Below are 23,069 nucleotides of genomic sequence, written 5' to 3' on the forward strand. Positions count from 1 at the left end.
ACAGACTGCTGTGCATGCGCATTGTGGTTCTGGCCGGCGGCATCGGTGGTGCCCGTTTCCTTCGCGGCCTCAAGCAGGCCGCGCCGGACGCGGAGATCACGGTCATCGGCAACACCGGTGACGACATCCATCTCTTCGGGCTGAAGGTCTGCCCCGACCTGGACACGGTGATGTACACCCTCGGCGGTGGCATCAACGAGGAGCAGGGCTGGGGCCGCCGTGACGAGTCCTTCGCCGTCAAGGAGGAGCTCGCGGCGTACGGCGTCGGACCCGAGTGGTTCGGCCTCGGCGACCGGGACTTCGCGACCCACATCGTCCGTACGCAGATGCTCGGCGCGGGATACCCGCTGAGCGCCGTCACCGAGGCGCTGTGCGCCCGCTGGCAGCCGGGCGTACGCCTCCTCCCCATGTCCGACGACCGCGTCGAGACGCACGTGGCGATCGAGGTCGACGGCGAGCAGCGCGCGGTGCACTTCCAGGAGTACTGGGTGAAGCTGCGCGCCTCGGTCGACGCGAAGGCGATCGTGCCGGTCGGCGCGGAGGCCGCGAAGCCGGCGCCGGGCGTCCTGGAGGCCGTCGCCGAGGCGGACGTGATCCTCTTCCCGCCGTCCAACCCCGTGGTGAGCGTCGGGACGATCCTGGCCGTCCCCGGGATCCGCGAGGCGATCGTGGCGGCCGGGGCGCCCGTCGTGGGCCTCTCCCCCATCGTCGGCGACGCGCCCGTGCGCGGCATGGCCGACAAGGTGCTGGCGGCCGTGGGCGTGGAGTCCACGGCGGCCGCCGTCGCCCGGAACTACGGCTCCGAGCTCATCGACGGCTGGCTCGTCGACACCGTCGACGCGGGCGCGGTCGCGGAGGTCGAGGCGGCGGGCATCCGCTGCCGGGCGGTCCCGCTGATGATGACCGACGTCGAGGCGACGGCCGAGATGGCCAGGGAGGCGCTGGCACTCGCCGAGGAGGTCCGGGGGTGACCGACGCGCCTCGCCGGGAAGGTCTGGGGGTGACCGACGCACCTCGCCGGGAAGGTCCGGAGATCACCGACGCACCTCGCCGGGAAGGTCCGGAGGTGGGCGCCGTGGCCCCTTCGTACCGGGTCTGGGCCCTGGCCGGGCTGCCGGAGGTGACGGCCGGGGACGACCTGGCCAAGCTGATCTCCTCCGTCTCGCCGGAGCTCGTCGACGGGGACGTCCTCCTCGTCACCTCCAAGATCGTGAGCAAGGCCGAGGGGCGGGTGGTCGCCGCCGACGACCGCGAGGAGGCCATCGACGCCGAGACGGTACGGGTGGTGGCGCGGCGCGGCACCCTGCGGATCGTCGAGAACCGGCAGGGGCTCGTCATGGCCGCCGCCGGGGTCGACGCGTCCAACACCCCCGCCGGGACGGTGCTGTTGCTGCCCGAGGACCCCGACGCCTCGGCGCGGCGCATCCGTTCGGGGTTGCGCGAGGCGCTCGGCGTCGACGTGGGCGTCGTCGTCACGGACACCTTCGGGCGGCCCTGGCGCAGCGGGCTCACCGACGTGGCCATCGGGGCGGCCGGCGTACGGGTCCTGGACGACCTGCGCGGCGGGACCGACGCGTACGGCAATCCGCTGAGCGCGACCGTCGTCGCCACCGCCGACGAACTCGCCGCCGCGGGCGACCTGGTGAAGGGCAAGGCGGCCGGTCTGCCGGTCGCCGTCGTCCGCGGTCTGCCGCACGTGGTCGCCGGTGACGCGGAGCCGGGGGCGCGGGCGCTCGTGCGCGGCGCGGCCGGCGACATGTTCCGGCTCGGCACCTCGGAGGCCGTGCGCGAGGCGGTGACGCTGCGGCGGACCGTACGGGAGTTCACCGATGACCCGGTCGACCCCGGCGCGGTACGGCGCGCGGTCGCCGCGGCCGTGACGGCTCCGGCCCCGCACCACACCACGCCGTGGCGGTTCGTGCTCCTGGAGTCGGCGGCCTCGCGGACGCGGCTGCTCGACGCGATGCGGGACGCGTGGATCGCGGACCTGCGGCGGGACGGCAAGTCCGAGGAGTCCATCGCCAAGCGGGTGCGGCGCGGGGACGTCCTGCGGAACGCCCCCTATCTGGCGGTGCCCTGCCTCGTCATGGACGGCTCCCACCACTACGGCGATCCGCGCCGGGACACGGCCGAGCGCGAGATGTTCGTGGTCGCGGCGGGCGCGGGCGTGCAGAACTTCCTGGTGGCGCTCGCGGGTGAGCGGCTGGGGTCGGCGTGGGTGTCCTCGACGATGTTCTGCCGGGACGTCGTACGGGAGGTCCTCGACCTGCCCGACGGCTGGGACCCGCTCGGCGCGGTGGCGATCGGACACCCGGCGGGGCCGCCGAGGGAACGGGCCGCGCGGGTGGCGGCGGAGTTCGTCGAGGTGCGCTGAGGTTCGCTGTGAACCTCAGCGCGGCTACGGGATTCGCCTCCGGGCGGCCTGATCCCGTCGCTCCCGCTGCCGGTCCGTGCCGGTCACGGCCATGGGGGGGGCTTCCCCCCGTGGCCGGCCGCTGTCGGTCAGATCGCCGTGATGTCGCCCGGGGTCATGCGGGGCGCCCTGCGGGGCGGGACCCGGCCGCTCAGCAGGATCAGCCGGGCCGCGCGGTGGCGCTGGCCCGCGTACGGGGCGAGAAGCTCCAGCATCGCCTCGTCGTCGGCCGTGCGGTCGCCCGCGAGGGCCCAGCCGACGATCCCCGGGAGGTGGAGGTCGCCGGTGGTGACCTCGTCGGGGGCGCCGTTGCTGCGCTGGATCGTCTCGGCGCTCGTCCAGGGGCCGATGCCCGGGACCAGTTCCAGGCGTTTCCGGGCCGCCGGCGGGTCCATGTGCGCGGCCTCCTCCAGGCGGGCGGCCACGCGGGCGGCGCGGACGATCGTGGCCGAGCGCTTGCCGTCGACGTTCGCGCGGTGCCACTCCCAGGACGGGATCATCGACCACGTACGCGCGTCCGGCATCACGTACATGCCCTCGGGGGCGGGGCCCGGGGCCGGCTCGCCGTACTTCCGTACGAGGAGTCGCCAGGCGCCGTACGCCTCGTGCGTCGTGACCTTCTGCTCGAGGACGGAGGGGATCAGCGACTCGAGGACCAGGCCGGTACGGGTGAGGCGGAGGCCGGGGCGGCGGCGGTGGGTCGCCAGGAGCAGCTTGTGGCGGGGGACGAAGGCGGCCGGATCGTCCTCGGCGCCGAGCAGCGCGGGGAGGCGGGACATGAGCCAGGAGCCGCCCGCGCCCCACGCCTCGCCCGCGACCCGGCCGTCGCGGACCGCGACACGGAGGGTGCCGGGGCCGTCGGGGGTGCGGCTGGCCCGCCAGACGGAGCCGTCGGGGGTCATGCGGAAGGTGGGGTCGGCGGGGCCGCGGCGGAGGGGGGCGAGGGTGAGGCGGAGGTCGGGGCCCTGGGTGTGGGCCTGGTCCAGCTCCGCGGCCGCGGCCGCCTCCGGCTGGGGCTGGTCGTCCGGTGCGGCTTCGGGCCTGGCGTCCCGGACGGGCCCGTGGGGTACGGGAATGTGGCCGCCGCGGATCGTGGTGCGGGTGGGTCTGGGTGCGAAGCGGCCGGCCATGGCTACGAGCGTAGCCGGGCGGGGCGCCGGCGGGCGGCCGGGCGGGGCGCCGGCGGGCGGCCGGGCGGGGCGCCGGCGGGCGGCCGGGCGGGCGGCCTGAGCGGGGTGAGCGCGCGGGGCGGTGTGCGGGGGTGGTCGCGGTGCGGGGGAGGTCCTTCGGGTGGGCGTGCTGGTGACGGGCGGCGCCCTGAGGGGGTTGTGCCCACCCGTTCCGCCCTTGGCGGACGTATGCCCACAACCCGGGTGGGGGACGGGCCCGCCCCCGGTGGGAGCGGGCGGCGCCGGGGTTACTGGTCCGAGGAGAAGCGGACCGTTGACGCGGGGAGGGTGGCGTCGCACCAGATGCGGATGCCGTCGCGGAGTTCGTTGTCGGGGCCCACGTGGGCGCCGTCGCCGATGACCGCGCCCGTGAGGACCGAGCGCGCGCCGATGCGGGCGCCCGCGCCTATCAGGGAGTCGGTGATCACCGCGCCCGGTTCGACGACCGCGCCCGCGAGGAGCGTGGAGCCGGTGATGCGGGCACCCTCGCCGACCACCGCGTCGGCGCCGACGACCGTGCCACCGGTCAGCTTGGCGTCGGGGGCGACGCGGGCCGTCGGCAGGACCAGGCGGTCGCCGCAGCGGCCCGGGACGGCCGGCGACGGGGCGCGGCCCAGGACCAGGTCGGCGGAGCCGCGGACGAAGGCCTGCGGGGTGCCGAGGTCCAGCCAGTACGTCGAGTCGACCATGCCCTGGAGGTGCGCCCCGGAGGAGAGGAGTTCGGGGAAGGTCTCGCGTTCGACGGAGACGGGGCGGCCCGTGGGGATCGTGTCGATGACCGAGCGGCGGAAGACGTACGCGCCCGCGTTGATCTGGTCCGTGACGATCTCTTCGGGGGTCTGGGGCTTCTCCAGGAAGGCCGTCACCCGGCCCGTCTCGTCCGTGGGGACCAGGCCGAAGGCTCTCGGGTCCTCCACCCGCGTGAGGTGGAGCGAGACGTCCGCGCCGGAGGAGGAGTGGGTGGCGACGAGGGCCCCGATGTCGAGGCCCGTGAGGATGTCCCCGTTGAAGATGAGGACCGGGTCGTCGGGGCCGGACCGCAGCCGGGAGGCCACGTTGCGGATCGCGCCGCCGGTGCCGAGCGGCTCCTCCTCGGTGACGTACTCCAGGCTCAGGCCGAGCGCGGAACCGTCTCCGAAGTGCGGTTCGAAGACCTCGGCCAGGTAGGAGGTGGCGAGCACGATGTGCTCGACGCCGGCGGCGCGGGCGCGGGCCAGCTGGTGCGTCAGGAAGGGGACGCCCGCTGCCGGGACCATGGGCTTGGGCGTGTTGACCGTGAGCGGTCGCAGCCGTGTTCCCTTGCCACCGACCAGGAGGATCGCTTCTGTCACCTTGTCGTCTCTGCTTCCTGTTCGGGGCCGGTCGGCTCGCCCGTCTCGGTCGTCCGTGCGATATGACCGGTCAGTTTAGGCAGATGGTTGCCCCGATGACCCCATCAGCTCCTTCCCTGGTATTTCGCGGAGCTCGCACGGGCCGTTCCGAGCTTGCCGTACAGCCGCACTCCGGGGCACTCCGTGGCGAATCCGTCACGGTGTCCCGCGATGGCGTTGAACCGGACCTTCGTGCCCTTCTTGTACAGGTTTCCGCCTCCTGAGACGAGAGAGGACGTTCCCTTCGGGTTCAGCCCGTACAGCCCGAGCTTCCAGGCCGTCAGGCGGGCGACGGCGGTCACCGCGGCTGTCGGCGGATTGGTCTTGCTGAAGGTGCCGAGGACGGCGATGCCCATGCTGTTGGTGTTGAAACCGAGGGTGTGCGCGCCGAGAACGGCCTTGGCCACGCCTCCCGCACGTCCTTCGTAGATGTTTCCGCACTTGTCGACGGCGAAGTTGTAGCCGAAGTCCCGCCATCCGCTGCTCAGGACGTGGTAGCGGTAGATACTGCGCAGGACTGAGGGCGCCTGGGCGCAGGTGTAGTTGTTGCCGGTCGCGCTGTGGTGGACGAAGGCCGCCTTGATGGTCTTCGTGTAGACGAAGCCCTTCTCCCGGATCTTCTCGTCGGCGCCCCAGCCCTTACGCGTGATGATCTTGGGCCGGGGGCCGATGTACGGCTTCGCCGCGGCGGCCGGCTGCGCCGCGTCGGGGGCGGACGGCTGCGCCGCGGCGTCCTCGGCGGCTTGGGCGGTGGCGTCCTCGGCGGACGCCGGCAGGGCGTACGGGAGGTGGGCCAAGGCGTTCTGGATCGTCTGTGTGCGGGGCAGGTACGGGATCGTGAGCTCCGTCGCCTGCTTCGACAGGGCCGGGATCCAGTGGGCGCCGAACGCGGCCAGCTGGGCGTTGACGGCGCTGGCCGCCGCCTCCGCCGCGTGCAGGCCGGTCACGCCGGCCAGGCCCGCCACGGGGATCGGGACCGCCGCGGTCCGGGTCACGGGAGCGGAAGCGGGCACGGGCCCCGGCGCGGATTCGGGTGCGGGAGCGGATCCCGGCGCGGACTCGGATCCCGGCACGGACCCCGGCGCGGATTCGGGTGCGGGTGTCCCCGGGCCCTCGCCCGGGTCGACCAGTTCCAGGCGGAGGCCCTCGGGGAGCGGTTCCTCTCCCCGTACGCGGATCTCCACGCCGTCCGAGTCGCCCACCCACAGCGGGGCCGTGGACCCCTTGAGCGCCCGTCCGGCGCCTTCGGCGGTGTCCGGGTCGGCGCCGTGTTCCTCGTTGTGGGTCTCCACGTCCTGCCACTCCGACCAGACGTCGCCGCCGGTGGCCCGGGTGCGGACCTGCACGGTGCCGTGCAGTGCGGCGGCCGGGTCGTCCCAGACGACCCCGACGAGGGAGAAGGGCCTGACGTCGCGTCGGGTGAGTCCCTGCGCGTCCGTCCCGTCCCCCCCGCCCCCCAGGGACCGGTCGGCGTCCCCGCCCTGCGCTTCCAGCGGCAGGGACTGGGTGGTGCCGGAGAGTTCGGGCGTGGGTGGCTGTGCGGAGAGTGCGGGTGGCTGTCCGAGCGCCGGTGGCACCTCGGCCGCCGCGGGCGCGGCGAGGGAGACCGGCAGGGCGAGGACCGCCGCGCAGGTGACGGCGATCGGGGAGGCGAGTGAGGCACGCATGGGCCGATCGTGCGTACCCGGGAGCCGTTCCGCGCGCCGGGAAAAGCCCCGGAAACTGACGCCGTGTCGGGCCGACCGGTGGACGGCGTCACCGGTACGGCGGACCCCCGCACGGCCCCGCGCGTACGCTGTCCGGCGTGAACGCCAGCGACCGCACCCCTGCCGACCTGCTGCGATCCGCGCTCGCCGCGGACCCCGCCCGCCCCTTGGTCACCTTCTACGACGACGCCACCGGTGAACGGGTGGAATTGTCCGTCGCCACCTTCGCCAATTGGGTGGCCAAGACGGCGAACCTGCTCCAGGGCGAACTGTCCGCGGAGCCCGGCGACCGGCTCGCGCTGCTGCTTCCCGCGCACTGGCAGAGCGCCGTCTGGCTGCTCGCCTGCTCCTCCGTCGGGGTGACCGCGGAGATCGGCGGCGACCCGGCGGACGCGGACCTCGTCGTGGCGGGTCCTGACACGCTCGACGCGGGTCGCGCCTGCTCCGGCGAGCGGATCGCGCTCTCGCTCGCCCCGCTGGGCCGCCGTTTCCCGGCCGCGCCCGCCGGATACGCGGACTACGCGGTCGAGGTGCCGAGCCAGGGCGACCGGTTCGCCCCGTTCGCACCGGTCGATCCCGACGCCGCCGCGCTCGTCGTCGACGGTACGGAACGCAGCGGCGCGCAGCTCGTCGAACAGGCCCGCGCGGACGCGGAGGCGCTCGGCCTCGCGCCCGGCGCCCGGCTGCTCTCCGGGCTCGGGTACGGGGAGTGGAAGGGGCTCTCGGCCGGCCTGTACGCGCCCCTCGCGGCCGGCGGATCCGTGGTCCTCTGCCGGAACCTGGACCAGCTGTCGCCCGAGTCCCTCGCCAAGCGCGTGGAGAGCGAGCGGGTGACGGTGACGACCACCGCCTGACCCACCGGCCCCCGAGCGCCCCGGACCAGGCCGCCCGGACGAGGAATCCTCGTTCGGCGTAGCACCGCGCCGAGTCCCCGGGTCCCGGCGTGCCGTCCGGTGGATGATCGGCCGGGGGGAGTCGATTCCTTCCGTACAACCATGTGTCGGGTTCGGCCGTCTCCTTCTGCGACCGGCGGCCGCCCGGCGTGCCGCCGACGCCATGAAGGACGGACTCAGACGTGACGGACCGCGTGGGCACGCCCTCCGAACCGGATCCGCCTCCCGCGGAGGGCACGGCGCCCGGCGCCCCGGAGGGGCCGCGCCGGCAGCAGTGGCCGCGGTGGGCCACGCCCGTCGAGCCGGAGGGGCCGCGCCGGCACCGCTGGCTCCGGTGGACGGCGCTCGGCGTCTCGGTCGTGCTGCTGGCCGGGGCCGGGGCCGGCTGGTGGTTCTACCGGAAGCTCGACGGCAACATCACCACGGACACCCACGCCGCCGACGAGCTCCGGAGGTACGAGAAGGAGCGCCCGGCCGCGGTCGTCTCGGCGGCCCGGAACATCCTGCTCATCGGTTCGGACACCCGGGCGGGCGCGGGCAACCGCGAGTACGGCAGGGACAAGGGGACCCAGCGTTCCGACACGACGATCCTGCTGCACCTGTCGGCGGGGAAGTCGAGCGCGACCGCCGTCTCCCTCCCCCGCGACCTGATGGTGACGATCCCGAGCTGCCGCCAGGCCGACGGGACCCGGACCGGTGAGCAGTTCGCGCAGTTCAACTCGGCCTTCGAGTTCGGCGGGACGGCGTGCACGATCCGTACGGTCGAGAAGTTGACCGGGATCCGGGTGGACCACCACATGGTGATCGACTTCCGGGGCTTCAAGAAGATGGTCGACGCCGTCGACGGCGTGGAGGTCTGCCTCAAGGAGCCCGTGGACGACCCCGACGCGAAGCTGAAGCTGCCCGCGGGCCGGCAGACGCTCCACGGGGAGCAGGCGCTCGGCTTCGTACGCGCGCGGAAGTCGATCGGCAACGGCAGCGACACGGAACGCATGGACCGCCAGCAGCAGTTCCTCGGCGCCCTCGTCAACAAGGTGCAGAGCGACGGGGTCCTGCTGAACCCGACCAAGCTCTATCCGGTCCTGGACGCGGCCACCAAGGCGATCACGACCGACTCGGGTCTTGACTCGCTGCGGGACCTGTATGACCTCGCGCGGTCGATGCGGGCGGTCCCGACCGAGAAGGTGCAGTTCCTCACGGTCCCGCGCCGCCCCTATACATACGACGCGAACCGGGACGAACTCGTACAGCCGGAGGCGAGTCAACTCTTCAAGCAGCTACGGGAGGACCGGCCCGTGGCGGTGGTTCCGGGCGAGCCGGACGACGACGGACGGGGCGGCGGGACGGACGGGAAGCCCGACGACGCGGACACCCCGACACCCTCCACGACCCCGACGTTCACCGGCCGGAACGCGGCGGAAGGGGTGTGCGCCTAGCGGGTCGGTCCGGCGGGGGCCGGCGGAGGGGTCGGTGAAAGGGGTCGCCTCGAAGGGCCCCTGAGGACGCTGAGTAAAGGCCACACCAAGGGGAGGGCCGTGAGCGATGAGGTTTGAGCAAATTGCCCGGTTGTAAGGGGCGTGGAATTTGTCACGCGCGTCGCCCCACGCTGAACTGGGCGGATAGTGTGACGCGATCCGGTGCACCCCGACCGTGTGGTCGCATCACCAAGGATCGAACGACCGAGAGAGCGGCGCCCTGTGGGGGAGGCGCCTCGCGTGGCACCGACGGAGGACTCGAGTAACCGTGGACGCGCACAGCCGTGGACGGGCGGACGAGATCGACCCCGCCGACCAGTGGGTGCTCAACCCGCAGACAGGCAACTACGAACTGCGACTGGACCACTCCGCTGGGCAGTCACCGTCGCACGCCCCGTCCAGGCCCCGTAGATCCACCGTCCCCGCTCCGGCACCCGCCGACACCCCCGTCGAGGCACCCGTGCCCGGCCAGCGCCGCCGCCGGGTCACCGGGACGGGCGGCGGCGGTCAGCAGCCGCCCGCGAGCCGCCGCAAGCGCAAGCAGGGCGCGTCCCGCAAGAAGAAGGTCCTGCTGTGGACCGGCGGCACGATGGCGTTCGTCCTCGTCGGCGGCGCGACCGGCGCGTACCTGCTCTACAACAAGCTCGACGGCAACATCGGCTCGGTCGACGTCGGCAACGCCACGGTCAACGCGGAGACGATGGACGGGCCGCTCAACATCCTGATCATCGGCAACGACGTCCGCACAGGTGAGGGCAACGAGAGCTACGGGAACAAGTCGAACGTCACCGGCCACGCCGACACGACGTTCCTCATCCACATCTCCGAGGACCGGACCAACGCGACGGCCCTGAGCATCCCCCGTGACCTCAAGATCGAGATCCCGGACTGCCCCACGAAGCAGCCCGACGGCTCGACGAAGGTCATCCCCGGCTCGGTCGGCAAGACCAAGTTCAACGAGTCCTTCGGCGTGGACGGCCGCGACCCGGGCTGCACGATCCGCACCATCACGGAGATGTCCGGCCTGGGGATCAACCACTTCATGATGGTCGACTTCAACGCCGTCAAGACGCTGTCGACCGCCGTCGGCGGCGTGAAGGTCTGCCTGTCCAAGCCCATCAAGGACACCGAGTCCAAGCTCGACCTCCCCGAGGGCGAGCACCGCATCCAGGGCGAGGACGCCCTCGCGTTCCTCCGCAACCGTCACGGCCTCGGGAACGAGAGCGACCTGGACCGCATCAAGATGCAGCAGCAGTTCCTCGCCTCGATGATGCGGCAGCTCAAGGAAGACACCCTGGACAGCCCGTCGCAGCTGCTCTCGGTCGCGAACGCGGCCACCGAGGCGCTCACGGTCGACAAGGGGATAGACAGCGTCATGAAGCTGACGACCCTGGCCAAGGAGATCGGAAAGGTCGACCTGAAGAACATCAGCTTCGTGACCGTTCCGGTCGTCGACAATCCCGACGAGCCGCCCAACAAGCGGGCGACGGTCGTCCTCAACCAGGAGCTGGCCCCTCAGGTGTTCTCGATGATCGAGAACGACGTCTCCTTCACCGAGGTGAAGAAGAAGGAGAAGCAGGCCAAGGACGCCAAGGCGCAGGCCCAGGCGAAGCTCCTCCAGGGACCGCGCGCCGCGGCCGCCGACGTACGCGTCGACGTCTACAACGGCAGCGGCATCCAGGGCGCGGCCCAGTCGACCATCGTCTGGCTCCAGAACGAGCAGGGTGTGACCCGCTCCACCAACAAGAGCAACGCCCCCGAGAAGGCGGCGAAGACCACGCTCACCTACGCCCCGAACCAGGCCGATCAGGCCCGCAAACTCGCGGACATGATGGGCCTGCCCGCCACGGCGCTCAAGCCGGGCACACAGGCCGCCGGGGAACGCGAGCCCATGACGCTCGTCCTCGGCGCCGACTTCAAGGGCGCAGGGATTTCCATGGCCGCTCCGACGAAGGCGCCGGACGTGGGTCAGGTTGAAGCAGACAAGCAGGTGTGCGCCAAGTGACCCGGAACCACCGGGGCTCGGCGCGCTCCTGACTGACGAGGGGACCAGGGGTGGGACAGAACAGTGTGCGTGGGGAGGGAACGCGGGGACGCGTACCACGCGCCCGTGAACTGGGCTGGGACGACGAACTGCACGGCGCCGGTGACGCCACCGGCGCCGGCGGCGACGCTCCCGAGGAGAAGACGACGGACGCACCCGCGCCGACCCGCGCCGAACGCCGCCGCGGCGGTACGGGGCCAGGTCGCGGTCGTACGGGCTCGGGCGGCGGTACGGGTGCGGGCGGGCGCGCCGCCGCGCGCCGGCGCGCCAAGAAGACCGGCAAGCGCAGGGCGATGCGCTGGGCGGCGATCGCCCTGTCGGTGCTGATACTCGGGACGGCCGGCGCCGGATACCTGTACTACGAGCACCTGAACGGCAACATCCGCGGCGGCTCGCGCGCGGGCGGCGACAGCGGCGTGAAGAAGGGCCCGCCGAACGCGCTCGGCGACACCCCGCTGAACATCCTCCTGATCGGCTCCGACAGCCGGGCGGACGCCAAGAACGTGGCACTCGGCGGCGGCAAGAACCTCCGCGAGGCGAAGCCGCTCGCCGACGTCCAGATGCTGCTGCACGTCTCGGCCGACCGGCAGAACGCCTCCATCGTCACCATCCCGCGCGACACGATCGTGCCCATCCCGGAGTGCAAGGGCGAGGACGGCTCCACCTACCGGGCGACGACCACCTCCCCCATCAACGAGACGCTCGGTCGCGGCGGTCCCGGCTGCACGCTGACCACCTGGGAGAGCATCACCGGGGTCTACATCGACCACTGGATGATGATCGACTTCGCGGGTGTGGTGGCGATGGCCGACGAGGTCGGCGGCGTCCCCGTCTGCGTGAAGACCGGCGTCTGGGACAGGCCGACCCGGCGGGTGAAGGGCGGCTCCGGTCTCAAGCTGAAGGAGGGCACCACGGAGATCCAGGGCAAGCAGGCCCTCCAATGGCTCCGTACCCGGCACGCCTTCGGTAACGACCAGGGCCGGGCCAAGGCCCAGCACATGTACCTCAACGGCATGGTCGAGAAGCTCCAGAAGCAGAACGCCTGGAGCGACACCGGCCAGCTGATGGGGCTCGCCGAGACCGCCACCAAGGCGCTCCAGGTCTCCGACGAGCTCAAGTCGGTGAAGAAGCTCTTCGACCTGTCGATGCAGCTCAAGAACGTGAAGATGAACCGCCTCACGACGGCGACGGTCCCCACGACCGAATGGTCCCAGGACAAGAACAAGCTCGAGATGGTCAAGCCGTCCGCCGAGAAGATGTGGGCGATGCTCCGCGACGACATCGCCTTCGACAAGAACGGCAAGCCGGCCACGACCAAGCCGAAGCCGAGCACCTCCGCGAAGCCGAAGGCCACCGCCGAGGCCCCCGGCTCCTTCCCCGTCACGGTCGCCAACGGCACCGCGGGCACCGACGAGGCGCCCGTCGAGGGACGCGCCAAGGCCGTCACCGAGACCCTGACGGGCCACGGCTTCACCCAGGCCGAGGCCTCCAAGGAGGCCCAGCCCCGCGAGGACTCGGTCGTCCTGTACCCGAAGGCGGACGGCGACCAGGGCCGGGCGAACGCGGTGTCCGTCGCGAAGGCCCTCGGACTGCCGGAGGCCAAGGTCAGGCCCGACGCCACGACGGAGGGCATCACGCTCGTCGTCGGCGCGGACTGGCGCGAGGGTGATGTGTACAAGGCTCCGGCGGTGGAGGCGGGCGACCTGCCCGAGGGCGCCGACGACAAGTCGACCTGCATGGACATCTACTCGGTCTACCGGTGGGACGGGGAGAGCTGACGTTCCCCACCTCACGCCTGACGACACGGCGGCCGGGCCCCGAAAGGGACCCGGCCGCCGTTCTCGTACGCGGGTGTACGCGGGTGTCGTCAGACCGTCTCGGACTCGCCGGTCTTCACCGCCGGGCGGCGGCTGGCGATGACCTTCCTCGCGAGCGAGCGCGGGCTCGTGAGGAAGCCGTACCCCCACGACATGTGCATCGTCGCGAGCGCCACCGGGATCTGGAGGCGGGCCTTCAGCGGGAGGCCCTTGCCCGCCGGGACGGAACCGGCCGTGATCGCGGCGAGGTAGCCGGCCGGGATCACGAAGCCGAGCGGGGTCAGGACGGCGCCGACGACCAGGCCGGCGGCGATGGCGCAGACGGCGGTCGGCGGGGCCAGATAGCGGAGGTTGATGGAGCCCTGGTGGTAGCGGGCCACCACATGGCGCCAGCGGCCGTAGTCCTTGTACTGCTTGGCGAGGGCCTTCACGGAGGGCCTCGGGCGGTACTGGACGCGCAGCTCCGGCGAGAACCAGATCAGGCCGCCGGCCTCACGGATGCGGAAGTTCAGCTCCCAGTCCTGGGCGCGGATGAACTCCACGTTGTAGCCGTCCTGCTGCTCGAGCGCCTCGCGCCGGAAGACACCCAGATAGACGGTCTCCGCCGGGCCCGCCTCGCCTCCGGTGTGGAAGGCCGCGTTGCCGACGCCGATCTTCGAGGTCATCGCGGCGGCGACCGCGTCCTCCCAGGCGTTCTCGCCCTCGGCGTGCATCACCCCGCCGACGTTCTGCGCGCCGGTCTCCTCCAGGAGCCGGACGGCGGTGGCGATGTAGTTCGGCGAGAGCATGCCGTGGCCGTCGACGCGCACCACGATCGGGTGACGCGAGGCCTTGATCGCCGCGTTGAGGGCGGCGGGCGTGCGGCCGGTGGGATTCGGCACGGTCTTGACGCGGGGGTCTTCTCGTACGAGCTCGGCGGCGATCTCGTCCGTACGGTCCGTGGACGGGCCGAGGGCGATCACCACCTCCATCTCGCCGTCGTACTCCTGCTCCAGGATGTGACGAACCGAGGTGCGCAGATGCCGCTCCTCGTTGAGGACCGGCATGATCACGGAGACGGGGGGCGTGGCGTTCATTGCCCGCCACGTTACCGCGAACGGGGGACAGCGGTGCGCGCCGCATGGGTGGTGCTCCCTTGCGCTGATCGTATGGGCCTACGGTGCTCACGGTTCCCTTTGTCACACCCGCGGAGGTGTCCGTCCGTGCCCACACCGCCCCGCACGCCCCGTCCCCGGCCCGCCGCCCGCCGCGTGCCGGTCCGCCGGCCGCGGAGGCGCCCCCGGTGGGGCATGCGGATGGCGACGGCGCTCTCCGTGGCGGTCCTCGCGGCCGGCGGGATCGGGCACGCCGTGGTGACCGGTCTCGACACCGGGATCACCCGGGTCGACCCCTTCAAGGACATGAAGAACCGCCCGCAGGCCGGGCACGGGATGAACATCCTGGTCGTCGGCACCGACGGCCGGGACCGGATCACCCAGGAGGAGAAGGCGAAGTACCGGCTCGGCGGCGCGCCCTGCCACTGCACCGACACGGTGATGCTCGTGCACATCTCGGAGGACCGGGAACGGGCGAGCGTGGTGAGCCTGCCCCGTGACTCGTACGCCGAGATGCCCGAGCACACCGACCTCACCAGCGGGAAGAAGCACCAGGCGCACCCGGTGAAGCTGAACGCGGCGTACGCCGAGGGCGGTCCCGGGCTCACCGTGCGGACCGTCGAGTCGATGACCGGCGTCAAGATCGACCACTATCTGGAGGTCGACTTCACCAGCTTCATGCGGACCGTGGACGCGGTCGGCGGCGTGCAGATCTGTACGGCCCGGCCCGTGAAGGACGCGTACACCGGGCTCGACCTGGCCGCGGGCACGCATGAGCTGGACGGCGGCCAGGCCCTCCAGTACGTGCGCTCCCGGCACGTCGACGGGGCCGCCGACATCGGGCGGATGCAGCGGCAGCAGCGCTTCCTCGCGGCGCTGATCGACCGGACGACCAGCGGCGGGGTGCTGCTCAACCCGGTCCGGTTCCGTCAGGTGGCCACGACCATGCTGGGCTCCGTCCGGGCCGACGAGGACTTCGGTACGGACCAGCTGTTCGCCCTCGCCAAGGCGATGCGCGGCTTCACCCCGGCGTCGTCCGAGTTCGTGTCCGTTCCCATCGGGGACATGAGCTTCCCGGTGGAGGGGATCGGCTCGACGGTGAAGTGGGACGCGTCGAAGGCGCAGAAACTCTTCCAGGCGCTGCGGGAGGACCGGCCGCTGACCCCCACGGAACCCGCCGCCTCCTCCTCGGAGAAGGCCACCCCCAAGGCCTTCGCGGTGGACGTGGCGCCGCGCGAGGTCCGGGTGCAGGTCTACAACGGGACCGGCACGGACGGTCTCGGCCGGAAGGTCGACGACGCGCTGCGCGGGACCGGCTTCGACACGACGCGGACGCCCATGACCGCTCCGGGGAAGAACCGGGCGCGCACGGTCGTGGAGTACGACCCCCGCTGGGACCGCTCGGCGAAGACCCTCGCGGCGGCGCTGCCGGGGGCGGAGCTGAAGCCGGTGACGGGGCGGGGCGGGACGCTGCGGGTGACGGTGGGGGCGGACTACCGGGGCGTGCGGGCGGTGGCGGCGGAGGAGGCGGCGGGGCGGGAGGGTCCGTTCGAGGCGGTGACCGGGGACCGGGTGGTGTGCCCCTAGGGGGTGTCCTGCCCTTGGGCCCTTGCCTGACCGTCAGTCCTCGTAGCCCTGGGATGCTCTGTGGTCTCTCAGGTCCTTGATGGCCTGGCGGCGGGCGAGGCGGTGGGTGCGGCGGATCTGGGCTTCCTGGTTCCGGCGCTTGTCCTGTTCCGTCTCCGGGATGACCTGCGGGACCTCGCGCGGCTTGCCCTCCGCGTCGACGGCGGCGAAGACGAGGTAGGCCGAGCCGACCTGGGTCGCGGGCGTGGACTCGTTCCAGCGCTCCGCCATGACCCGGACGCCGACCTCCATCGAGGACCGGCCGGTCCAGTTGACCTGGGCCTTCACATGCACCAGGTCCCCGACCCGTACCGGCTCGAGGAAGGCCATCTCGTCCATCGAGGCGGTCACCGCGGGTCCGCCCGAGTGCCGGCCCGCGACGGCGCCGGCCGCGTCGTCCACCAGCTTCATGATCACGCCGCCGTGCACCGTCCCCAGGAGGTTGGTGTCGTGGCTGGTCATGATGTGGCTGAGGGTGGTGCGGGAGGCGGAGGTCGGCTTGCCCGGGATATCGCCCTGATCTGTCATGCCCTCCACCATATGCCGGGTCCCGCGAGGGTCGCCGTTCGGTCCGCTTTGCATCAGCTTGGCAACAGCACCGGTCCGATCTTCCACCCGGCCTGTCGCCCGTAAAGCCCTGACCGGCACACTGGACCGCATGAATGACTGGCCCGATGACGGCGGATACGGCCGCGGCAGCTCGAACCCCCACCCGGAGGGTCCTCGCCGCATGAGCCATGTGCAGCGCCCGCAGGTACCGCAGCAGCCGCCTCGTTACGACCAGGGCTCCAACCCGAACTTCACGCAGGCCCAGGGCACGGGGTACGACTCCGGCTACAGCACGGGCCAGGTCTACGGCGGCGGCCCGCAGGGCGGCGGTCGCGGCACCGTTCCGCCGCAGTACGCGCCGGGTCCCGGCGCCGGCGGTCCCGGGCGGCCCGCCCCGGACTGGCGCAAGCGGATCAAGGTCGGCTCGATCGTCCTCGTCGTCGGCGTCCTCGCCTGGGGCATCGGCACCTACGCCTGGGCCAGCTCCCAGATGCGCAACGAGGTCGACCTCGCCAAGGTCATCGAGCGGCCCGCCGAGGGCGACTGCACGACGTACCTGATCGTCGGCTCCGACAGCCGCGAGGGCATGACCGCCGAGGAGAAGAAGAAGCTCCACACCGGCTCCGCCGCGGGCAAGCGGACCGACTCGATGATGATCCTCGCGGCCTGCTCCAGCGGGAACACGATGGTCTCGCTGCCCCGTGACTCCTGGGTGACGATCCCGAGCTTCGTCGGCTCCGAGTCGGGCAAGTCGTACCCGGCCCGTGGCGGCTCCAAGCTGAACGCGGCGTACGCCATGGACGGCCCCGAGCTGCTCGTGCGGACCGTCGAGTTCAACACCGGCCTCCGCATCGACCACTACGCGGAGATCGGCTTCGCCGGCTTCGCGAACATCGTGGACGCGCTCGGCGGTGTCGAGCTGAACATCGAGAAGGGCTTCAAGGACAAGAAGTCCGGCGCCGACTTCCAGGCGGGCACGCAGACCCTCGACGGCGAGCAGGCCCTGGCCTTCGTCCGTACCCGGTACGCCTTCGCCCAGTCGGACCTCCAGCGGACGAAGAACCAGCAGAAGTTCCTGTCCGCGCTCGCCAACGAGGCGGCGACGCCGGGCACGATCCTCAACCCGTTCGCGCTGTACCCGACGCTGGGCGCCGGTCTGGACACGCTGATCGTGGACAAGGACATGTCGCTGTACGACCTCGGGAAGATGTTCTTCGCCATGAAGGGCATCAGCGGCGGCGACGGCAAGTCCATGAACATCCCGATCTCCGGCAAGGCGCCGCAGAACTCGCTCAAGTGGGACATGCCGAAGGTCAAGCAGCTGGTGCAGCAGATCCAGAACGACGAGAAGGTCACGGTCGAGCCGAACCCGTAGCCCCCCCCGGACCGGAGGGGGCGCAGCGCACGGCCGCCTGCACCCCCTCCGGCCAGGGCACGACTATGCTCGGGCAGGCATTCCGCCCGACCTTCCCTGGAGACCCGCATGGCCCTCAAGATCACCGTGATCGGCACCGGCTACCTCGGCGCCACCCACGCCGCGGCCATGGCGGAACTGGGCTTCGAGGTCCTCGGCCTGGACGTCGTCCCCGAGAAGATCGAGCTCCTGTCGTCCGGCCGGGTCCCGATGTACGAGCCGGGCCTTGAGGAACTCCTCGCGAAGCACGTGGCCGGCATCGAGGGGTCGAGCGGGCGGCTGCGGTTCACCACCTCCTGGGAGGAGGTCGGCGCCTTCGGCGACGTGCACTTCGTCTGTGTGAACACCCCGCAGAAGCACGGTGAGTACGCCTGCGACATGAGTTACGTGGACGCCGCCTTCACCTCGCTCGCCGGGGTCGTACGCGAAGGGGCCCTGGTCGTCGGCAAGTCGACCGTGCCCGTCGGCTCGGCCGAGCGGCTCGCGGGCCTGCTGCCCGAGGGCGTCGAGCTCGCCTGGAACCCCGAGTTCCTGCGGGAGGGCTTCGCCGTGCGGGACACCCTGCACCCGGACCGGATCGTGGTCGGCGTCCACAGCGAGCGCGCCGAGAAGACGCTCCGCGAGGTGTACGCAGGGCCGGTCGGCGACGGCTCGCCGTTCGTGGTGACCGACTTCCCGACCGCCGAACTCGTGAAGACCTCGGCGAACTCCTTCCTCGCCACCAAGATCTCCTTCATCAACGCGATGGCCGAACTGTGCGAGGCCGCCGGCGGCGACGTCGCCAAGCTCGCCGAGGCGCTCGGCCACGACGACCGGATCGGCCCCAAGTTCCTGCGGGCCGGCATCGGCTTCGGCGGCGGCTGCCTCCCGAAGGACATCCGGGCGTTCATGGCCCGCGCCGGTGAGCTGGGCGCCGACCAGGCCCTGACCTTCCTGCGCGAGATCGACTCGATCAACATGCGGCGGCGCGGCCAGATGGTGGAGATGGCCCGGGAGACCCTCGGCGGGAACTCCTTCCTCGGCCGCCGGGTCGCCGTCCTCGGCGCCACCTTCAAGCCGGACTCGGACGACGTCCGCGACTCCCCCGCGCTGAACGTGGCCGGTCAGATACACCTCCAGGGCGGTCAGGTCACCGTCTACGACCCCAAGGGCATGGACAACGCCCGGCGCGTCTTCCCGACCCTCGGGTACGCGGACTCGGCGCGCGAGGCGGTGCGCGGGGCCGACGTGGTGCTCCACCTCACCGAGTGGCGCGAGTTCCGCGAGCTCGACCCGGCGGACCTGGTGGACGAGGTCGCGTCGCCCGTGCTCCTCGACGGCCGCAACGCGCTGGACGCGGAGCGGTGGCGGGCGGCCGGCTGGACGTACCGGGCGATGGGCCGCCCGCGCGCCTGAGACACGGACACGGGAAGAGGGGGCGCTTCGGCGCCCCCTCTTCTCCGCGTACGGTCACGCCGCGGGCTTTCCCACGGTCAGGCCGCCGCCCGTCGGATGCGGTTCGCGCGGGACAGGAACTCCGTCTCCCGCAGCGCCCGGGTGACGTTGGCGTGGGCGAGTCCGACCAGGTCCTGGGCCGGCCAGCCGCGGCGCAGCAGTTCGGCGAAGAGCGGGACGTAGCCGAGGGCCGGGGCCGTCGTGTGCGAGACGCCCACACAGTGCGGTCCGGCCTCCGTGCGCAGCCGGTCCAGGACGTCGGCGGCCGGGGCGGGATCGTCGGTCACCGTGACCATGCAGACGGCGCCGTTGTCGCCGAGGAGGCCCAGGACGTCGTCGGGGAGGCTCTCGGGGGCCGCCCGGGTCAGCAGGGCCGGGGCCCGGGTGACGGCGAGGGTGCGGCGGACGGTGTCCTGGTCGGCGCCGGAGAGGTCCACGGCCAGGCCGATGCGGTTCATCTCCCGTACCGCCTCGCGGGCGAAGCGGTCGAAGCGGGTGAGGTTGACGGCCCGTACGCCCAGGGCGTGGTACGCCCGCAGGGTGGCCGCCGAGCCGCCGAGCGCCGTCCAGCCGACGGGGCCGAGGAGGGCGGCGACGCGGCCGCAGTTGCGGGCGTGGGTCATCTCGGCCGTGGTCTGCGCGAGGCGCAGGTCCTCCGGGCAGCCGGCGACGAGCGCGCGGACGGAGTCGATGCGCCGCAGGGTCCCGATGACGCCCTCGTCAGGGTCGACGAGCAGCGACCAGAACTGGGCTCCGGCCTCGCGGGCACGGACGGGCGGCAGGTCCTCGGGGTCGAGCGACCCGGGGAGCTCGGTGTGTCCCTCGGCGACCGGCTGGGCCGCCAGGAGGGCGCGGGCGCGGGCCGTCTCGTCGAGCGGCGGGGGTGGCTCCGGTGCGTCGAGCTCGCCGGCGGCGGCTGGGACGGTGGAGAGGGTGGGAGGGTCGTCTATCAGGTCCGCCATGGTCTTACTCCGAACTCGGCGATGCAGTACCGCCCCGCCGAGTTCGGCGGGGCAGTACCGTCCACCGTGCCACCGGCCCCCGGTGGGGGCGCGGCGGAGTGGACCGTTCGGGTGAGCGGGCCCCTACGGTGCGTCGAGCACGTCGATGGTCGCGTTCGACGGTGCCGTACGGCTCCGCAGATCGCGGGAGACGGCCTCCGCGTCGCGGAGGACGCGGACCGCGTTGGACCAGGTCAGCTTGGCCAGGTCCGGGTGCGACCAGCCGCGGTGGAGCAGCTCCGCGATCAGGTTCGGGTAGCCGGCGACGTCGTCGAGACCGGCCGGGGTGAAGGCCGTCCCGTCGTAGTCGCCGCCGATGCCGATGTGGTCGATGCCGGCGGCCTCGCGCATGTGGTCGAGGTGGTCGGCGACCGTGGCGGCGGTGGCGATCGGGCGCGGGTTCGTCTCCTCGAAGGCGCGGTGCAGCTTCATCGCCTCGGCGGTGGTGTCGAGGTGGTCGAAGCCGTGCGCCCGCAGGTTCTCGTCGGCCCGCGCGGTCCACTCGACGGCCGCGGGGAGGATGAACTTGGGCACGAAGGTGGCCATCGCGACGCCGCCGTTGGCGGGCAGCCGCTCCAGGACGTCGTCCGGGATGTTCCTCGGGTGGTCGCAGACCGCCAGGGCCGAGGAGTGCGAGAAGATCACCGGCGCCGCCGTGGCGTCGAGGGCGTCCCGCATGGTGGTGGCGGCGACGTGCGAGAGGTCGACGAGCATGCCCGAGCGGTTCATCTCGCGGACGACCTGCCGGCCGAAGGCGGAGAGCCCGCCGACGCCGGGCTCGTCGGTCGCCGAGTCCGCCCAGTCGTTGTTGTCGTTGTGCGTGAGCGTCATGTACCGCACGCCGAGGGTGTGAAGCGCGCGCAGGGTGGCGAGCGAGTTGTTGATCGAGTGGCCGCCCTCGGCGCCCTTCAGGGAGGCGATACGGCCCTCCTCGCGGGCCGCCTCCATGTCGTCCGCCGTCAGGGCGGGGGCCAGCTCTCCCGCGTACCGCTCCAGGAGCTGGTCGACGATGTCGATCTGCTCCAGGGTCGCGCTGACCGCGTCGTCCCCGGCCAGCCGGCAGGGCACGTACACCGACCAGAACTGGGCGCCGACGCCGCCGGCCCGCAGCCGGGCGAGGTCGGTGTGGAGCGCGCCCGACTGGTCCGCGCCGATGTCCATGCGGTCCAGGTCGTAGCGCACGTGCTCGCGGAGCGCCCACGGCAGGTCGTTGTGGCCGTCGACGACGGGATGGCCCGCGAGCAGTTCGCGGGCCTCCGCCAGACGGTCCGCCGCGGTGCTCACTTGCCGAAGCCGAACGCGTCGGACCCGTCGACCTTGGCGCGCAGCCGCTTGCCCTTCTCGGCCGCCTGGTCGTTGAGCTCCTGCAGGAACTCGTTCATCCGGGCGAGGAGCTCCGGGTCGTGCGCGGCGAGCATCCGGGCCGCGAGCAGGCCCGCGTTCCGCGCGCCGGCGACGGAGACCGTGGCGACGGGCACACCGGCCGGCATCTGCACGATGGAGAGCAGCGAGTCCATGCCGTCGAGGTACTTCAGCGGCACCGGCACGCCGATCACGGGGAGCGGGGTGACGGAGGCGAGCATGCCGGGCAGGTGGGCGGCGCCGCCCGCGCCCGCGATGATCGACTTCAGACCGCGGCCCGCGGCCTCCTCGCCGTACGCGATCATCTCGCGCGGCATCCGGTGCGCCGAGAGGACGTTGACCTCGTAGGGGATCTCGAACTCGTCGAGCGCCTGGGCGGCGGCCTCCATGACCGACCAGTCGGAGTCGGATCCCATGGCGATGCCGACGGCGGGGGAGGTGCTGATGCTGCTCACTCGGTGATCGTTCCTCGCAGATAGCCGGCGGCGTGACGCGCGCGCTCCAGCACGTCGTCCAGGTCGTCGCCGTAGGTGTTGACGTGCCCCACCTTGCGGCCGGGCTTCACGTCCTTGCCATACATGTGGATCTTGAGCTGCGGGTCCCTGGCCATGCAGTGGAGGTACGCCGCGTACATGTCCGGGTAGTCGCCGCCCAGGACATTGCACATCACGGTCCACGGCGCGCGCGGGCGCGGATCGCCGAGGGGCAGGTCGAGGACCGCGCGGACGTGGTTGGCGAACTGCGAGGTGATCGCCCCGTCCTGGGTCCAGTGGCCGGAGTTGTGCGGGCGCATCGCCAGCTCGTTGACGAGGATGCGGCCGTCCCTGGTCTGGAACAGCTCGACGGCGAGGTGGCCGACGACGCCGAGCTCCTTGGCGATCCGGAGGGCCAGCTCCTGCGCCTGGCCGGCGAGCGCGTCGTCGAGGTCCGGCGCGGGCGCGATCACCGTGTCGCAGACGCCGTCGACCTGACGGGACTCGACGACCGGGTAGGCGACGGCCTGGCCGTGCGGGGAGCGGACGATGTTCGCGGCGAGCTCGCGCGTGAAGTCGACCTTCTCCTCGGCGAGCACCGGGACCCCCGCGAGGAACGGGTCGCGGGCGTCCTCCGGCGTACGGACGAACCAGACGCCCTTGCCGTCGTAGCCGCCGCGCACGGTCTTCAGGATGATCGGGAAGCCCCCGACCTCGGCGGCGAAGGCCGCCGCGTCCTCGGGGTCCGCCACGATGCGGTGCCGGGGGCTGGGCGCGCCGATCTCGTCGAGCTTCGCGCGCATCACCCCCTTGTCCTGGGCGTGCACAAGAGCGTCCGGGCCCGGCCGGACGGGGATGCCGTCCGCTTCGAGGGCCCGCAGGTGCTCCGTGGGGACGTGCTCGTGGTCGAAGGTGATCACGTCACATCCGCGCGCGAAGTCACGCAGCGTGTCCAGGTCGCGGTAGTCGCCGATGACGACGTCGCCGGCCACCTGGGCCGCGGATTCCTGGGGGGTGTCGCTGAGGAGCTTGAACTTGATGCCGAGGGGGATGCCCGCCTCGTGCGTCATACGGGCGAGCTGCCCGCCGCCGACCATGCCTACTACGGGGAACGTCACCCTCTTAGGGTATCCGCACCATCAGGGAACACTCGTCCGGCTGTGGTTTGACACAAGAACACCGCAGGTGAAGCCCCGGTTCCCCGGGGGTTTACGAGGTACACGGGCGGG

18 protein-coding genes are annotated in these 23,069 nt (G+C 72.2%); 9 read left to right on the forward strand and 9 right to left on the reverse strand.

The features are described from left to right. Positions 1 to 14: 14 nt before the first annotated feature. The gene (gene cofD, locus ACZ4VK_RS23945) at positions 15 to 971 is read left to right on the forward strand and encodes a 2-phospho-L-lactate transferase (protein WP_468355394.1); all 957 of its coding nucleotides are present in this window, start codon (positions 15 to 17) and stop codon (positions 969 to 971) included. A 95-nt stretch (positions 972 to 1,066) separates the two neighbouring features. After that, positions 1,067 to 2,374, forward strand: coding sequence for a coenzyme F420-0:L-glutamate ligase (locus ACZ4VK_RS23950; RefSeq protein WP_468355397.1), 1,308 nt, complete (start codon positions 1,067 to 1,069; stop codon positions 2,372 to 2,374). 128 nt (positions 2,375 to 2,502) lie between these two features. On the opposite strand, the gene ACZ4VK_RS23955 is transcribed toward ACZ4VK_RS23950, so the two are convergent. The 3 genes from ACZ4VK_RS23955 to ACZ4VK_RS23965 all read right to left on the reverse strand — a co-directional run bounded on the left by ACZ4VK_RS23955 (position 2,503) and on the right by ACZ4VK_RS23965 (position 6,619). Then, complete coding sequence (locus ACZ4VK_RS23955; protein ID WP_468355399.1) at positions 2,503 to 3,543, reverse strand: DNA-3-methyladenine glycosylase family protein; 1,041 nt, start codon at positions 3,541 to 3,543, stop codon at positions 2,503 to 2,505. A gap of 287 nt (positions 3,544 to 3,830) precedes the next feature. Then, on the reverse strand, positions 3,831 to 4,913 hold the full coding sequence (gene manB, locus ACZ4VK_RS23960) for a mannose-1-phosphate guanylyltransferase (protein ID WP_468355402.1): 1,083 nt from the start codon (positions 4,911 to 4,913) through the stop codon (positions 3,831 to 3,833). A 104-nt stretch (positions 4,914 to 5,017) separates the two neighbouring features. Then, complete coding sequence (locus ACZ4VK_RS23965) at positions 5,018 to 6,619, reverse strand: peptidoglycan recognition protein family protein (protein WP_468355405.1); 1,602 nt, start codon at positions 6,617 to 6,619, stop codon at positions 5,018 to 5,020. Between the two features lie 137 nt (positions 6,620 to 6,756). On the opposite strand from ACZ4VK_RS23965, the gene ACZ4VK_RS23970 reads away from it, so the two are divergent. The 4 genes from ACZ4VK_RS23970 (at position 6,757) to ACZ4VK_RS23985 (ending at position 12,848) form a co-directional block, all read left to right on the forward strand. Then, positions 6,757 to 7,512: a TIGR03089 family protein gene (locus ACZ4VK_RS23970; RefSeq protein WP_468355408.1), complete on the forward strand. Its 756-nt coding sequence runs from the start codon at positions 6,757 to 6,759 to the stop codon at positions 7,510 to 7,512. Positions 7,513 to 7,733: 221 nt separating this feature from the next. Further along, on the forward strand, positions 7,734 to 8,987 hold the full coding sequence (locus ACZ4VK_RS23975; protein WP_468355411.1) for an LCP family protein: 1,254 nt from the start codon (positions 7,734 to 7,736) through the stop codon (positions 8,985 to 8,987). Between the two features lie 307 nt (positions 8,988 to 9,294). After that, positions 9,295 to 11,031: an LCP family protein gene (locus tag ACZ4VK_RS23980; RefSeq protein WP_468355414.1), complete on the forward strand. Its 1,737-nt coding sequence runs from the start codon at positions 9,295 to 9,297 to the stop codon at positions 11,029 to 11,031. Positions 11,032 to 11,081: 50 nt separating this feature from the next. After that, a complete protein-coding gene (locus tag ACZ4VK_RS23985) occupies positions 11,082 to 12,848 on the forward strand; it encodes an LCP family protein (protein WP_468355417.1) in 1,767 nt (588 codons plus the stop codon). Positions 12,849 to 12,937: 89 nt separating this feature from the next. Here ACZ4VK_RS23985 and ACZ4VK_RS23990 read toward each other — a convergent pair whose 3' ends face one another. Continuing rightward, positions 12,938 to 13,963, reverse strand: coding sequence for a glycosyltransferase family 2 protein (locus ACZ4VK_RS23990; protein ID WP_468355420.1), 1,026 nt, complete (start codon positions 13,961 to 13,963; stop codon positions 12,938 to 12,940). Between the two features lie 72 nt (positions 13,964 to 14,035). Here ACZ4VK_RS23990 and ACZ4VK_RS23995 point away from each other — a divergent pair, with 72 nt between their 5' ends. Beyond that, positions 14,036 to 15,568, forward strand: a complete 1,533-nt coding sequence (locus ACZ4VK_RS23995; RefSeq protein WP_468355423.1) for an LCP family protein — start codon at positions 14,036 to 14,038, stop codon at positions 15,566 to 15,568. A gap of 33 nt (positions 15,569 to 15,601) precedes the next feature. On the opposite strand, the gene ACZ4VK_RS24000 is transcribed toward ACZ4VK_RS23995, so the two are convergent. After that, the gene (locus ACZ4VK_RS24000; protein WP_468355426.1) at positions 15,602 to 16,135 is read right to left on the reverse strand and encodes an acyl-CoA thioesterase; all 534 of its coding nucleotides are present in this window, start codon (positions 16,133 to 16,135) and stop codon (positions 15,602 to 15,604) included. Between the two features lie 130 nt (positions 16,136 to 16,265). Between ACZ4VK_RS24000 and ACZ4VK_RS24005 the strand changes: the two genes are divergently transcribed. Both ACZ4VK_RS24005 and ACZ4VK_RS24010 read left to right on the forward strand, forming a co-directional pair. Further along, a complete protein-coding gene (locus ACZ4VK_RS24005; RefSeq protein ID WP_468355429.1) occupies positions 16,266 to 17,531 on the forward strand; it encodes an LCP family protein in 1,266 nt (421 codons plus the stop codon). A 108-nt stretch (positions 17,532 to 17,639) separates the two neighbouring features. Then, positions 17,640 to 18,965 carry a UDP-glucose dehydrogenase family protein gene (locus ACZ4VK_RS24010; RefSeq protein ID WP_468355432.1) on the forward strand — a complete coding sequence of 442 codons (1,326 nt, stop codon included), beginning with the start codon at positions 17,640 to 17,642 and terminating at the stop codon, positions 18,963 to 18,965. 77 nt (positions 18,966 to 19,042) lie between these two features. Here the strand turns inward: ACZ4VK_RS24010 and ACZ4VK_RS24015 are convergent, their stop codons facing one another. The 4 genes from ACZ4VK_RS24015 to ACZ4VK_RS24030 all read right to left on the reverse strand — a co-directional run bounded on the left by ACZ4VK_RS24015 (position 19,043) and on the right by ACZ4VK_RS24030 (position 22,958). Then, positions 19,043 to 19,966 (reverse strand): membrane dipeptidase, encoded by a 924-nt coding sequence (locus tag ACZ4VK_RS24015; protein ID WP_468355435.1) that lies wholly within the window; start codon positions 19,964 to 19,966, stop codon positions 19,043 to 19,045. Between the two features lie 123 nt (positions 19,967 to 20,089). Beyond that, entirely contained in the window at positions 20,090 to 21,289 is a 1,200-nt protein-coding gene (locus ACZ4VK_RS24020; RefSeq protein WP_468355438.1) for a dipeptidase, read from the reverse strand. Next, positions 21,286 to 21,783 carry a 5-(carboxyamino)imidazole ribonucleotide mutase gene (purE, locus tag ACZ4VK_RS24025; RefSeq protein ID WP_468356336.1) on the reverse strand — a complete coding sequence of 166 codons (498 nt, stop codon included), beginning with the start codon at positions 21,781 to 21,783 and terminating at the stop codon, positions 21,286 to 21,288. The genes ACZ4VK_RS24020 and purE overlap by 4 nt, the downstream gene beginning before the upstream one ends. A 35-nt stretch (positions 21,784 to 21,818) precedes the next feature. After that, complete coding sequence (locus ACZ4VK_RS24030; protein ID WP_468355441.1) at positions 21,819 to 22,958, reverse strand: 5-(carboxyamino)imidazole ribonucleotide synthase; 1,140 nt, start codon at positions 22,956 to 22,958, stop codon at positions 21,819 to 21,821. Positions 22,959 to 23,069: the final 111 nt, after the last annotated feature.

This window comes from Streptomyces sp. NPDC028711 (genome assembly GCF_055565415.1).

What these genes read in the sequence shown, in the direction of transcription:
- ACZ4VK_RS23990 (WP_468355420.1), bottom strand. Translation starts at nt 13,963, where the DNA reads ATGAACGCCACGCCCCCCGTCTCCGTGATCATGCCGGTCCTCAACGAG.
- ACZ4VK_RS24015 (WP_468355435.1), bottom strand. Translation starts at nt 19,966, where the DNA reads ATGGCGGACCTGATAGACGACCCTCCCACCCTCTCCACCGTCCCAGCC.
- ACZ4VK_RS23965 (WP_468355405.1), bottom strand. Translation starts at nt 6,619, where the DNA reads ATGCGTGCCTCACTCGCCTCCCCGATCGCCGTCACCTGCGCGGCGGTC.
- ACZ4VK_RS23955 (WP_468355399.1), bottom strand. Translation starts at nt 3,543, where the DNA reads ATGGCCGGCCGCTTCGCACCCAGACCCACCCGCACCACGATCCGCGGC.
- ACZ4VK_RS24005 (WP_468355429.1), top strand. Translation starts at nt 16,266, where the DNA reads ATGAATGACTGGCCCGATGACGGCGGATACGGCCGCGGCAGCTCGAAC.
- cofD (WP_468355394.1), top strand. Translation starts at nt 15, where the DNA reads ATGCGCATTGTGGTTCTGGCCGGCGGCATCGGTGGTGCCCGTTTCCTT.
- ACZ4VK_RS23995 (WP_468355423.1), top strand. Translation starts at nt 14,036, where the DNA reads ATGGGCCTACGGTGCTCACGGTTCCCTTTGTCACACCCGCGGAGGTGT.
- ACZ4VK_RS24010 (WP_468355432.1), top strand. Translation starts at nt 17,640, where the DNA reads ATGGCCCTCAAGATCACCGTGATCGGCACCGGCTACCTCGGCGCCACC.
- purE (WP_468356336.1), bottom strand. Translation starts at nt 21,783, where the DNA reads ATGGGATCCGACTCCGACTGGTCGGTCATGGAGGCCGCCGCCCAGGCG.
- ACZ4VK_RS24000 (WP_468355426.1), bottom strand. Translation starts at nt 16,135, where the DNA reads ATGACAGATCAGGGCGATATCCCGGGCAAGCCGACCTCCGCCTCCCGC.